The following is a 12,378-nucleotide window of genomic DNA, read 5'->3' on the forward strand; positions in this document are numbered from 1 at the left end:
GGCCAAAACTGCGCTCAACCCGGCCCGGAGCGGTCCCGAAAAGCCTCAACCATCAGGGGGTTAAGCCCGAGCTCGCTGAGCGCCTCGCGGGCGCGGGCATTGTCCTGGGCCCGGCCGGCCAGGCGGTGGCCGGAGAGCCGGTCGGGCAGCGCGGTGAGGAGGGCGCCCTGGCCGAGCCGGCGCGCCCATTCCTGGAGGTCGTTGGAGAGGAAACGGTAGCCGCCGACGGCCATGATGCCGGAGGGCGGCGCGGTGATGCAGATCGCACCGCTCGGGCGGTCGAGCCGTGCGGCGTAGCCGGTGTCGACATAGTCGCGCGGCGGCTGGGCCGTCAGGGTGTCACCGACCGGCTGCGGCGGGGCGTAGGCCGCGATCGGCACCATCGGTCCGCGCAGGCCGAGCGTGCCCTTCGGCGTCAGCAGGATCTCGCCGGCGATCGACGAGCCCGACTGCTCGCGGGGCGCCCCGTGCGGCCCGGGCATCACCGCCACCGGCATGCCGTCCTCGCCGCGCCTTGCGCCGAACAGTCCGGCCTCGCCGAACAGATAGACGTCGGTCAGCGGCGCATGCGGTGCGATCCAGGCATCGCTCGCCGCCACCTGCTCGGGCGCGCGCCACAGGCCGATGACGTTGCGCAAGGTCGGCAGCCGTGCCGCGAGGTCGGAATCGCCGAGCCGCAAGGCGAGCTGCGCCGGCGCAATCAGCACCTCGCATTCATGCTCGTTGATCTGCTGCTCCAGCACGTCGTTCTCGAACGGATGATGCAGCACCAGCGTTCCGCCTGAAAGCAGCCACACCGCGAGCGAGGAGGCGAGCCCCGCGAACGACATCGGCGTGAACGCCGTCATCACGGTTGCGCCCTGCCGGATGTCGGCTTCCAGCGACATCGCAAGGCCGCCCGCGATCAGGCTGAAATGCGGCCGCGGCACCGGGCGAAAGCCCTCCGCGGTGACGTCGAACGAGATCATCGCCGCCTTGCGGCCGTCCTGGATCACGGCGCGCGTGGTCCCGGGCGGGCGCGCCAGCACCTCGTCGAGCGCGGCCATGCCTTCGGGCAGGTCGGTGCCGAAGCCGCAGACGTGGCGGATCGAGAAGGCCTCGGCCGCCGCATGCATCGCGAGGTCGGAATAGCTGACGCCGTCGACCTTGCTCATGGTGACGATGGCGCGCGCCGCGGTGCGGTTCAGCGCCGCGGTCAGTTCCGCATGTCGCCACAGCAGCGGCAGCACGGCGACCACGAGGCCGGCGCGATGGGCGGCGAGCACGGTGAGCACGAACTCGACCGTGTTGGGCAACTGGATCGCGATGACGGAATTGGCCGGCAGGCCCGATTCGACGAAATACGCCGACAGCGCTTCGATCGCCGTGTCGGCTTCGGCATAGGTCAGCCGCCTCGGCTGATGCCCGGTCACGCGCGCCTTGTTGAGGGGATCGCGCAGCGCCAAAGCGTGCGGCTGCCGCAACAGCGTGCGCTGGAACAGCGTGTCGAGCGTCGGCGATACGGCTGGCTGGTTCACGGCGTCACTTCGCTTGAGGCTCACCCTTCGACCACCAGGTCTCCGGCAGATAGCCGGACAGCGCGGTAGCCTTTGGCCGTTCTATCCGATTCCAGCGCGCGATCCATTGCTCGGATACGTTAAACAGGGGGATTGTGTAGAAGCCGGCGATCAGGGCGCGGTCGAGCGCCCGCACCGCCGAGACGAAAGCCGTATGATCACGGCCCTCGAGCAGGGCTGCGATCATGGCATCGACCGCCGGATTCCTGGCGCCCATGTAGTTGCGGGTGCCCGGACTGTCGGCGGCGGCGCTGCCCCAGTAGAAATATTGCTCGTTGCCGGGCGACAGCGACTGGTCCCAGCGGTTCTGGATCATGTCGAATTCGTAGGCGAGCCGGCGCTGGTCGAACTGCACGGGATCGACCGACCGCACCGTCGGCTCGATGCCGGCCCGCTTGAGGTCGCGCTGGAAGGCGAGCGCGACGCGCTCCTGGTCGCGGGTCGTCACCAGGATCTCGAAGGTGAAGGGGGCCTTTGTCGCGCGGTTGCGCAGCACGGTGCCGTCGAGATCGTAGCCGGCTTCCGACAACAGCTTGAGTGCCGCGCGCAGCGTCGTCCGGTCGCGCCCCGAGCCGTCGGTCACCGGCAGGCGGTAGCTGCCGTCCAGGATGTCGGGCGGGATCTGCGCGGCAAAGGGCTTGAGCAGCTCGCGCTCGCGCGCATCGGCAGGGCGGCCATAGGCCGACAAGTCGGAGCCGGCGAAATAGCCGGCCACGCGCGAATAGAGTCCGAAGAAGTAGTTGCGGTTGACCAGTTCGAAGTCGAACAAGAGCGTCAGCGCCTGGCGCACGCGGATGTCGGCGAAGATCGGCCGCCTTGTGTTGAACACCAGGAATTCGGAAGGTTGCGGCACGCCGGGCTTGACGGTGTCGCGGATCACCTCGCCGCTCTTTGCGGCCGGAAAATCGTAGCCGTCGTGCCAGCGCAGCGGCTCGTGCTCGACGCGGAAATCATAGAGGCCGCGCTTGAAGGCTTCGAACTGGCCGTTGGCCTCGCGAAAATAGTCGAGCCTGATCTCGTCGAAATTGTAGAGGCCGCGATTGATCGGCAGGTCGCGGCCCCAATAATCCGGGTTGCGGGTCAGGGTCACGCTGGCGCCGGCCTTCACTGCCGTGACGCGATAGGGGCCCGAACCGACCGGGCCCGCCAGCGTCGTCTCCTCGAAGGTCGCGACGTCGACCGCGTGTTTCGGCAGGACCGACATCAGGCCGAGGATCAGCGGCAATTCCCGGTCGTTGGCGCCGGCGAGGTCGAAGCGGACGGAGAGGGGATCGAGCGCCTCGGCCTTGGTGACCTTGGCATAATACTGCCGATGGTTCGGGCGGCCGTGATCGCGCAGGAGCTGCCAGGAGAACAGGACGTCCTCGGCGAGCACCGGCTTGCCGTCGGAGAAGCGGGCGCGGGGATCGAGGCGGAACGTGACATAGCTTCGCTCGTCATCGGTCTCGACCGATCTGGCGAGCAGGCCGTAAAGCGTGAACGGCTCGTCATTGCCGCGCGCCAGCAGGCTCTCGACCACGTAGTTGCGCATCTGCTGCACCGCCAATCCCTTCACGATGAAGGGATTGAGGCTGTCGAAGGTGCCGAGGATGCCCCAGGTCAACCGCCCGCCCTTGGCCGCGTCGGGATTGACGTAGGGCATGTGGGTGAAATCGGCCGGCATCGCCGGCCTGCCGTGCATGGCGATGGCATGGGCTTCCTCAGCCCGTGCGCCGCCGGCCGACGCAACGACAAGCGCAAACCCAAGCGCAAACCAAAGGCTGCAAAGGCGGATGCCGGGGCCCTCGAAAAGGCGCTGGAACATGAACATTCGGACACGTTGATTCGAGGACCGGCGAGCCTGAATCTTATCACAGGGAATTTCACCGAGCGCAGGCTCGGATGCGGTCAAAGACGCTTGTCGGCATTGATCTTTTCGTCGGCCACGTTAAGAAGGCACCCAATCGCGCAAGAGCGCCGAGCCCGTCACTTAACTGCCTCAATTGACGGGGAGAGAGCCGCGCCCAAGGCGGCTTGGTTCGGTGCTTCGGAGCGGTTCGGGCGCTTCCCGTTCAGAAAGGGTTTTCTGCAATGAATTTCCGTTACTTGGCCGCGTCCGTCCGGCCGCGCGGGCGACTTCTCGCCTTGTTGACGGCGACGGCGTTGGCCGTTCCGTTTGCCGCCGAGGCCCAGACCCCGGCGCCGGCCCCTGGTGCGCCCGCCGCGCCCAAGGCGGCCCCGGCCCCGAAAGCTGCTCCCAAGGCTGCTCCCAAGGCTCCGGCACCGGCCGCTCAGGCTCCCGCCCAGCAGGCTCCCGCCGCGGGCGCCCCGGCGCAGCAGGGCGCGGCCCAGCCGGCCGACCAGCAGATCCAGCTGATCTACGCCCCCTGGACCAAGTTCTGCCTCAAGGGCCAGGACGCCAATGCCAAGCAGGTCTGCTTCACCGGCAAGGACGGCCGCATCGAGTCGGGCCAGCCGGTCATCGCCGCCGTCATCATCGAGCCGGAAGGCGAACCGAAGAAGATCCTGCGCGTGACGCTGCCGCTCGGCATGCAGCTCGTCCACGGCACCCGCATCATCGTCGACAACAACGCGCCGCTGCAGAGCCCGTATGTGATCTGCTTCCAGAACGGCTGCATGTCCGACTACGAGGCCACGCCCGAGCTCATCGGAAACATGAAGAAGGGCCAGAATCTCGTTGTCCAGGCGATCAATGCCAACGGCGCGCCGCTGACCCTGCCGCTGCCGCTCGCGGGCGAATTCCAGAAGGCCTATGACGGTCCGCCGACCGATCCGAAGGTGTTCGAGGAAAACCAGAAGAAGCTCCAGGAAGAGCTTCAGAAGAAGGCCGACGAGCAGCGCAAGAAGCTCGAGCAGGGCGGTGCTGTCCCTGGCGCGCCTCCGACCGCTCAGAAGTAGTCGGGACCAAATCCCGGACATGAAAAAGGCGCTCATCCCGAGCGCCTTTTTTCTGAACAATTGTATCTCGGCGGAGATCAGTTCAGGGACGGATTGCGCGGGCGATATCCGCCGCCCTTGTCCTTGATGAAGATCTCCGTGACCTGGGAGTGGCGGATCGGCTCGCCGGAATCGTCCGGGAGCAGGTTCTGCTCGGAGACATAGGCGACGTACTCCGACTCCGCGTTCTCCGCGAGCAGGTGGTAGAACGGCTGGTCCTTGTGGGGCCGCACCTCCTCAGGGATCGACAGCCACCATTCCTCGGTGTTGTTGAATTCCGGATCGATGTCGAAGATCACGCCCCGGAACGAGAAGATCCGGTGGCGAACGACCTGTCCGATCTGAAATTTCGCGGTCCGCGCTTTAATCATTCCCCGTCGATAGACCAGGATTGTGGCCGATGCTAGTGCCCTCATTTCGAATTAACCCGCTGGTAAGGGGCGGGTAACCCCCAATCCTTCAGAAAACACTTCACCAATGGTCGATATCCTCAATCTGGCCCTACCTTATTTTGGCCTGATCTTCGTCGGCTTTGCCTGCGGCAAGGCCAAGTCGCTGCCGGAATCGGGCCTGGCCTGGATGAACTTCTTCCTGCTCTACGTGTCGCTGCCGGCGCTGCTGTTTGCGATCATGTCGAAGACGCCGTTTGCGGAGCTGAACAACCCGCCGTTCCTGGTCGCCACCACGCTATCGACGGTTGCGGCGTTCACCCTCGCGCTCGTCGTCGGCAAGGTCCTCGGAAGGCTATCGCTGCGCGAGGCGACGCTCGCGGGCCTGTCCGGCGGCTACGGCAATATCGGCTACATGGGACCGGGGCTGGCGCTCGCGGTGCTCGGGACCAAGGCGTCGGCGCCGACCGCGCTGATCTTCTGCTGCGACAGCATCTTCCTGTTCACGATCGTGCCGCTCCTGATCGAGCTTTCCGACCGCGACCATCCCTCGCTCGTGCACGCCTTCGGCGTCGTGCTGAAGCAGATCGTGCTCAACCCGCTGATCATGTCGGCCTGTTTTGGCGCGGCAGTTGCGGCGCTGCATATCGAGCTGCCGGTCGCGCTCGACCGCRCCATCACCTTCCTCCAGAACGCGGCGGCCCCGACCGCGCTGTTCGTGCTCGGCGTCACGGTGGCCTTGCGGCCGTTCGACCGCGTGCCATGGGAGGTGCCGGGCGTGATCGCGGTCAAGCTGCTGATCCATCCGCTCACGGCCTTTGGCTTGATGCTGGCGTTCGGCCCGTTCGCGCAGCCCTGGGCTGCGACGGCCGTGCTGATGGCGTCGCTGCCGCCGGCGCTCAACGTGTTCGTGATCGCCCGGCAGAATGACGCCTGGATCGAATCCGCCTCCGTCGCGGTGCTGCTCGGGACCTTCGCGTCCGTCGTCACGCTGACCAGCGTGATGTGGCTGCTCCAGACCGGCCGGCTGGCGTTTCCGTAGACACGCGACAGGTGCGCTCCCTCTCCCGCTTGCGGGGGAGGGTTGGGGAGAGGGTGTCTCCGCATCGGGATTATCCGAAGTTTGCGGAGAAAGCCCCTACGAGGAGAAAGCCCCCACCCGGCGCTTCGCCATAGCCAAGGCTTCGCCTTGGCGTCTCTTAGTATGACGGCCGCCAAGGGCGGCCTACGCCTCCCCCGCAAGCGGGAGAGGTTGCACCGAGCCCGCGGCGAACCAATTCAACCTAAGGCCATTCGCGCTTGGTTTCGCAGAACGCTACTTCCGCCACGTCGGCGTCAGCCCCTCGCGCATGGCAAAACGCCGGAGCGGGCCGACGGCGCCGAGCAGGTGCATGCCGACGGCGCGGACCGGCTGCAGCGGCAGGAAATCATTGAGCAGGGAGCGGTTGGCGATGTCGATCGCAAAGGTCCGGCTCAGGATGTCCGGACGCCGCGCCCGGTCGTAGCGCTCGAGCACGTCGGGCGCCCCGGGATCGTGGCCCGCCGCGATGGCCTCGCCGGCGAGCCGCGCGATATCGGCGGCATCCCGCAAGCCGAGGTTGAGGCCCTGGGCGCCGATCGGGGGAACCACATGGGCGGCTTCGCCGACCAGCGCGATGCGGTCGCGGGCAAAGGATTTCGGCCGTTCGATCGCCAGCGGGAACAGGTTGCGGCCGGGCTCGACCGTCATGCGTCCCAGGATCGAGTGCGACTGCTTCTCGATCGCGGCCGACAGATCCGCATCGCTTAGGCCGCGCAGCCGTTCGGCCTCGGCGGGGGCCGCGACCCAGACGACGCTGGAGCGGTCGCCGGGCAGGGGCACGAACACGCAAGGGCCGTGCGGGGTGTGGAACTCGGTCGAGACGTTGCGATGCGGCCGCGCGTGGCCGACGTTGAAGGTCAGCGCGGTCTGCGTCAGGTCGCGCCGCGTCACCGCAATGCCGGCGGCCTCGCGGCACAGCGAATGCCGGCCATCGGCCCCGACCACCAGCCGCGCCGTCAAGAACTGACCGGAGGCCGTGCGGATGGCGACGTCGTCGGCTTCGATGACGATGCTCTCGGCCTCGTCATCGAAACGGACGAGATCGGGGAATTCGGCCGCGCGCTCCTCCAGCGCCAGCATCAGCGAGCGGTTGTCGATGTTGTAGCCGAAGGCGTCGAGAGCGATTTCGTGACAGGAGAACCGTACCTCCGGCGCGCGGAACAGCCGGCCGGTATCGTCGACCAGCCGCATCACCTCGAGGGCTGCCGCCTTGTCCTTGCAGCGCGGCCAGACGTCGAGCGTGTCCAGGAGATCGACGGAGGCGCCGAGCAGCGCGGTAGTGCGGTTGTCGGCATAGGGCACGCGCCGCGCCACCAGCGCGGTCCGCGCACCCGCCTGCGCCAGTGCGATGGCCGCGCTAAGGCCTGCCGGTCCGCCGCCGATCACGGCTGCGTCAAAGAGTGTCGAGGCGTCTGTCATGGAACGACAATTGACACGCCCGGCGGCAAATTCAAGCCCGCTGATTTTGCCTGATTTTATGACGAATTGTGCGACTGAGCGCCGCAATGGCGGATGTGCAAATCGTTCTCATTCTGATAGCAGGAGCCATGGACAGCCAAGAGGATTCCCTGAAGCCCACGCCCGCGATCCGCGCCGCGGCCTTCTCGGTGCACATCTTCACCGCCTTCGGCGCGGCCATCGCGCTGCTGGCGATGCTGGAGGCCGTGCGCGAGCACTGGGCGGCGATGTTTCAATGGCTGGGTATCGCGCTGATCATCGACGCGATCGACGGCCCGATCGCGCGCCGGCTCGACGTCAAGAACGTGCAGCCGAACTGGTCCGGCGACGTGCTCGATCTCGTGGTCGACTTCGTCACCTATGTCTTCGTGCCGGCCTACGCGATCGTCGCGAGCGGCTTGCTGCTGCCGGTCGCGGCTCCCTTGCTCGGTGTCGCCATCATCGTCACCAGCGCGCTCTATTTCGCCGATCTGCGCATGAAGGCCGACGACAATCATTTTCGCGGCTTTCCGGCGCTGTGGAACGCGGCGGCGTTCTACCTGTTCCTGCTGCACTGGCCGCCGCTGTTGTCGACGCTGCTGGTCGCGGCGCTGGTGGTGCTGACCTTCGTGCCGTTCCACGTGCTGCATCCGGTCCGCGTCGTGCGGCTGCGCTGGCTGACGATGTCGCTGATCGGGATCTGGGCGCTGCTCGCCCTCTATGTGCTGGAGATGGATTTTCACGTCGGCATCGGCGTCACCGTCGCGCTCTGCGCGATCGCGCTCTGGATCGCCTTCAGCGACGCATTGATCCGGTTCGCAAGATCCTTCGCATGATGCACCTCCTGACCAGCCCCGAAGCCTGGGCCGCGCTGCTCACCTTGACCTCGCTCGAGATCGTGCTCGGCATCGACAACGTCATCTTCCTGTCGGTGATCGTCTCCCGCATCCCCGAGAAGYAGGCGCACCGCGCCCGCCAGATCGGTCTCGCGCTGGCACTGGTCTTCCGCATCATCCTGCTGAGCCTCCTGGTCTGGCTGATCGGCCTGACCGCGCCGGTATTCTCGATGAAGGGCTACGACTTCTCCTGGCGTGACCTCATCCTGATCGGCGGCGGCCTGTTCCTGATCGCGAAGGCGACGCATGAGATCCACGCCGAGGTCGAGTCCGATGAGGGAGAGGGCGATCAGGGCTCCGGCCGCAACGCCTTCTTCTGGGTGATCGTCCAGATCATCATCATCGACATCGTGTTCTCGCTGGACTCGATCATCACCGCGATCGGCATGGCGCAGGACATCGAGATCATGATCGCGGCCGTCGTGATCGCCTGCCTGATCATGTACATTTCGTCKGGACCGGTGTCGCGATTCGTCGCCGAGCATCCCACCACCAAGATGCTGGCGCTGGCGTTCCTGGTGCTGATCGGCGTCGCGCTGGTCGCGGACGGATTCCAATTCCACATTCCGCGCGGCTACATCTATTTCGCAATTGCGTTCTCGGCGGCGGTCGAGTTCTTCAATGTGCTGGCGAAGCGCAACCGCCGGAAGGTCGGCAAGCCCGCGTCGAGTTGACAAGGCGGGCGCGATGTCTTTCGCTTAGCCGCGAGAAGACCGAGAGCAGGAAGACCGAGGAGCTCAGGCGATGACCAAAGCCGTCCGTGTGCACAAGGTCGGAGGCCCCGAAGCCCTGGTCTATGAGAGCGTCGACGTGCCGGCGCCCGCTACCGGCGAGGTGCGCATCCGACAGCATGCGGTCGGGCTGAACTTCATCGACGTCTATTATCGCACCGGGCTCTACAAGGCGCCGGGACTGCCCTTCATCGCCGGCAACGAGGCCTCGGGCGAGGTCACAGCTGTCGGACCGGGTGTCACGAATTTCCATCCCGGCGACCGCGTCGCCTACTACTACAATCTCGGCGCCTATACCGGCGAGCGCAACATCCCCTGGGAGCGGCTGGTCAAGCTGCCCGACCACATCACCCACGAGCAGGGCGCCGTGCTGATGCTGAAGGGGCTCACGGTCTGGTATCTCCTGCACAAGACCTTCAAGGTCGAGCCGCATCATCGCGTGCTGATCCACGCCGCGGCCGGCGGCATCGGCCTGCTCGCCTGCCAATGGGCGAGGGCGATGGGCGCCCACGTCATCGGCACCGTCGGCTCGCGCGAGAAGGCCGAGCTTGCCGAGGCCAATGGCTGCGACCACGTCATTCTCTACAACGAGGAGGACTTCGTCGCGCGCGTCAAGCAGATCAGCCGCAACGAGGGCTGCGACGTCGTCTATGACGGCGTCGGCAAGTCGACGTTTCCGGGCTCGCTTTCCTGCCTGAAGCCGCGCGGCATGTTCGTTTCCTTCGGCAATGCCTCTGGTCCGGTACCGTCGTTCTCGATCGCCGAGCTCAACAATCACGGCTCGCTGTTTGCGACGCGGCCAAAACTCAACGATTACATCGGCAAGCGCTCGGAGCTGCTGGAAGGCGCCGACACGCTGTTCGCCGCCGTCATCAACGGCAAGCTGCACGTGCCGATCAACCACGCCTACGCCCTGAAGGACGCCGCCAAGGCGCATATCGATCTCGAAAGCCGCAAGACCACGGGCGCGTCGATCTTGAAGCCGTAGCTCCCGTGTCCCGGACAAGCTGCGACGCATAAGCGTTGCAGCGCAGAGCCGGGACCCAGATTGGCAACAAGGTACAATGCGGCGAGATGGGCCCCGGCTCTGCAGCGCACCGCCGAAGGGGGCGCTGCGCTGCGTCCGGGGCACGAGAGTGGCCTTACGCCACGCGTCGTGCCGCGCCGGCCTTGGTCAAGATCCCGTCGAGACAATCGATCATCTCGGCGATCTCTCCCTTCGTGACGTTCAGCGCCGGCATGAAACGGAGCGCGTCGACCTGCGGCGCGTTGAGGAGCACGCCGGCCTCGAAGGCCTGGGCGACGATGCCGGGCGCGATCGGCAGCTTGAGGTCGAGCGCCAGCAACAGGCCGCGGCCGCGCACCTCGCCGAGGCCATGCCGGGCCGAGACCTTCTGCAGCTCGCTTTCGAGCAGCAGGCCCGTCTCGGCGACCGCCTTCAGGAAATCCGGCTTGCCGACCTCGTCCAGGACCGCAAGCCCCACCGCGCACATGATCGGGTTGCCGTTGAACGTGCCGCCCTGGTCGCCGTGCTCGAAGCAGGAGGCGCGTTCGGTCGCAAGCAGCGCTGCGAGCGGCACGCCGCCGCCGATGCCCTTGCCGAGCGTCATGATGTCCGGCGCAATGCCTGCGTGCTCGTAGTGGAACAGCTTTCCGGTCCGGCCCATGCCGGTCTGGATCTCGTCGAAGATCAGCAACAGGCCATGCGCCTCGGTCAGCGCGCGCAGCTCCTTCAAGAACTGGTCGGTCGCCGGCCACACGCCGGACTCGCCCTGGATCGGCTCGAGCATCACCGCGACGGTGTTGTCGTTGATCAGCTTTTCGACCGAGGCGATGTCGTTGAGCTTGGCCTTCTTGAAGCCCGCGACCTTCGGCTCGAACAGCGGCGCGAACGCCTTCTTGCCCGAGGCCGACATCGTCGCCAGCGTGCGGCCGTGAAAGCCGCCTTCGAAGGTGATGATCTCGAACGCGCCGTTCCTGTGCAGGCTGCCGTATTTCCGCGCGAGCTTGATCGCGCCCTCGTTGGCTTCCGCGCCGGAATTGGCGAAGAAGACCTGGTCGAAGGCGCTGTTTGCGACCAGCGCCTGCGCGAGCTTCAAGCTCGGCTCGTTGTAGAAGGCCGGGCTCGGCGTCAGCAGCCGCTTGGACTGCGCGGTGAGCGCATCGGCGACGGCCGGCGGCGAGTGGCCGAGGCAGTTGACGGCCCAGCCCTGCACGAAATCGAGATAGCGCTTGCGGCTGTCGTCCCAGAGGTAGGAGCCCGCGCCGCGGACGAACACGGCCTTGGGCCGTGCAGTGATGTCCATCAGCGCGTCATACGGATGGGTGGCGTCGGTCATGTCGAACTCCTCTGGAGGCGGGTGGAAAAGGCGTGCGAAAAGTAAAAAGGCCGCACCTTGCGGGTGCGGCCTTCTCGAAAACTTAAGCTGAATTCAGTGGTTCAGCGGCGTCGTCGGACATGGCGCACCCTCTCATCGTCGCGGAAGCGACGACGGAGCATTTCGGTGCGCTGATGGGTCCGAGCGTTGATCATGGGGCGGGTCCCTACAGCCGAATGGCAGGGCTTGTCAAGCGGGCGTTTGGCGCGACGCCCGCCCGGCGTGTGTCGCTCAGGTCAGCGCGTGACGGCTTCACTGCACCCCGAACTGCGCGAACGCGTCGGCAATTCCGGCATTGATCGCCTTTGCGGCCGCGATGTCGCGCTCCGCGCCCTCGGCGTCGCCCTTCTTCCGCTTCGCCAGGCCGCGGCCATAGAGCGCGCTGTCGAATTCCGGCCTGCGGCTCAAGGCTGCGTCGTAATCCGCAATCGCCGCGTCGAGATTGCCGAGCTTCAAATAGGCGAGGGCGCGGCTGTCGAGCGTGTCGGGATCGTCCGGGCGCATGCGCAGCGACTGGTCGCAATCGGCCAGCGCCTCCTGCAAGCGGCCGACGATCGCGCGGGTCATGCAGCGCGAATTGAACACGCCGGAATAGCTCGCATTGGCCTTGATCGAACGGTCATAGTCCTCCAGCGCCCGCGCATATTCCCGCGTTTCGTAATACATGTTCGCGCGCGCATAGGCGTCGCGGTCATTGTCCGGATTGAGCTGAAGCGATTTGCCGAAATCGGCCAGCGCGCGCGTGCGATCGCCCTTGTCGCGGAAGATCCGCGCGCGGTTGCCATAGGCCGGGCCGTAACCGGGATCGAGCTTGATCGACATGTCGAAATCGGCCAGCGCCCGGTCGGCTTCGCCGTGCTCGCGATAGGCGGTGCCGCGGTTGTAATAGCAGAGCGCAAATTTCGGATCGAGCTTGATGGCCCGATTGTAGTCGGCGAGCGCGTGCTCGTAGTCGTTCTTGCCGATGTAGGAA

11 protein-coding genes are annotated in these 12,378 nt (G+C 66.2%); 5 read left to right on the forward strand and 6 right to left on the reverse strand.

Annotated elements, in window-relative coordinates; translation table 11 throughout:
- Window positions 1–14: 14 nt before the first annotated feature.
- Complete coding sequence (locus ACXJL8_RS19115; protein ID WP_456618955.1) at window positions 15–1,517, reverse strand: AMP-binding protein; 1,503 nt, start codon at window positions 1,515–1,517, stop codon at window positions 15–17.
- Between the two features lie 4 nt (window positions 1,518–1,521).
- Complete coding sequence (locus ACXJL8_RS19120) at window positions 1,522–3,366, reverse strand: extracellular solute-binding protein (protein WP_456618956.1); 1,845 nt, start codon at window positions 3,364–3,366, stop codon at window positions 1,522–1,524.
- A gap of 260 nt (window positions 3,367–3,626) precedes the next feature.
- Between ACXJL8_RS19120 and ACXJL8_RS19125 the strand changes: the two genes are divergently transcribed.
- Window positions 3,627–4,454, forward strand: a complete 828-nt coding sequence (locus tag ACXJL8_RS19125) for an invasion associated locus B family protein (protein WP_456618957.1) — start codon at window positions 3,627–3,629, stop codon at window positions 4,452–4,454.
- Window positions 4,455–4,531: 77 nt separating this feature from the next.
- Here ACXJL8_RS19125 and hspQ read toward each other — a convergent pair whose 3' ends face one another.
- Window positions 4,532–4,864 (reverse strand): heat shock protein HspQ, encoded by a 333-nt coding sequence (gene hspQ, locus ACXJL8_RS19130; protein WP_456618958.1) that lies wholly within the window; start codon window positions 4,862–4,864, stop codon window positions 4,532–4,534.
- Between the two features lie 106 nt (window positions 4,865–4,970).
- Between hspQ and ACXJL8_RS19135 the strand changes: the two genes are divergently transcribed.
- Window positions 4,971–5,924: an AEC family transporter gene (locus ACXJL8_RS19135; protein WP_456685408.1), complete on the forward strand. Its 954-nt coding sequence runs from the start codon at window positions 4,971–4,973 to the stop codon at window positions 5,922–5,924.
- Between the two features lie 273 nt (window positions 5,925–6,197).
- Here the strand turns inward: ACXJL8_RS19135 and ACXJL8_RS19140 are convergent, their stop codons facing one another.
- Entirely contained in the window at window positions 6,198–7,382 is a 1,185-nt protein-coding gene (locus tag ACXJL8_RS19140) for a UbiH/UbiF family hydroxylase (protein ID WP_456618960.1), read from the reverse strand.
- An 86-nt stretch (window positions 7,383–7,468) separates the two neighbouring features.
- On the opposite strand from ACXJL8_RS19140, the gene pcsA reads away from it, so the two are divergent.
- The 3 genes from pcsA to ACXJL8_RS19155 all read left to right on the forward strand — a co-directional run bounded on the left by pcsA (window position 7,469) and on the right by ACXJL8_RS19155 (window position 10,015).
- Window positions 7,469–8,236, forward strand: coding sequence for a phosphatidylcholine synthase (gene pcsA / locus ACXJL8_RS19145; protein WP_456618961.1), 768 nt, complete (start codon window positions 7,469–7,471; stop codon window positions 8,234–8,236).
- Window positions 8,233–8,970: a TerC family protein gene (locus ACXJL8_RS19150; protein ID WP_456685409.1), complete on the forward strand. Its 738-nt coding sequence runs from the start codon at window positions 8,233–8,235 to the stop codon at window positions 8,968–8,970. Before pcsA ends, ACXJL8_RS19150 begins: the two co-directional genes overlap by 4 nt.
- Window positions 8,971–9,040: 70 nt before the next feature.
- On the forward strand, window positions 9,041–10,015 hold the full coding sequence (locus ACXJL8_RS19155) for a quinone oxidoreductase family protein (protein WP_456618963.1): 975 nt from the start codon (window positions 9,041–9,043) through the stop codon (window positions 10,013–10,015).
- Window positions 10,016–10,169: 154 nt separating this feature from the next.
- Here ACXJL8_RS19155 and ACXJL8_RS19160 read toward each other — a convergent pair whose 3' ends face one another.
- Entirely contained in the window at window positions 10,170–11,366 is a 1,197-nt protein-coding gene (locus tag ACXJL8_RS19160; RefSeq protein WP_456618964.1) for an acetylornithine transaminase, read from the reverse strand.
- A gap of 291 nt (window positions 11,367–11,657) precedes the next feature.
- Window positions 11,658–12,378 (reverse strand): tetratricopeptide repeat protein (locus tag ACXJL8_RS19165; protein ID WP_456685410.1); only part of this gene is annotated, 721 nt, incomplete at its 5' end.

The sequence above is a fragment of the Bradyrhizobium sp. P5_C11_2 genome (genome assembly GCF_054049755.1).

Excerpts from the sequence above, each read along its gene's own strand:
- pcsA (WP_456618961.1), top strand. The coding sequence starts at position 7,469 with ATGGCGGATGTGCAAATCGTTCTCATTCTGATAGCAGGAGCCATGGAC.
- ACXJL8_RS19125 (WP_456618957.1), top strand. The coding sequence starts at position 3,627 with ATGAATTTCCGTTACTTGGCCGCGTCCGTCCGGCCGCGCGGGCGACTT.
- ACXJL8_RS19160 (WP_456618964.1), bottom strand. The coding sequence starts at position 11,366 with ATGACCGACGCCACCCATCCGTATGACGCGCTGATGGACATCACTGCA.
- ACXJL8_RS19140 (WP_456618960.1), bottom strand. The coding sequence starts at position 7,382 with ATGACAGACGCCTCGACACTCTTTGACGCAGCCGTGATCGGCGGCGGA.
- ACXJL8_RS19120 (WP_456618956.1), bottom strand. The coding sequence starts at position 3,366 with ATGTTCATGTTCCAGCGCCTTTTCGAGGGCCCCGGCATCCGCCTTTGC.
- hspQ (WP_456618958.1), bottom strand. The coding sequence starts at position 4,864 with ATGATTAAAGCGCGGACCGCGAAATTTCAGATCGGACAGGTCGTTCGC.
- ACXJL8_RS19155 (WP_456618963.1), top strand. The coding sequence starts at position 9,041 with ATGACCAAAGCCGTCCGTGTGCACAAGGTCGGAGGCCCCGAAGCCCTG.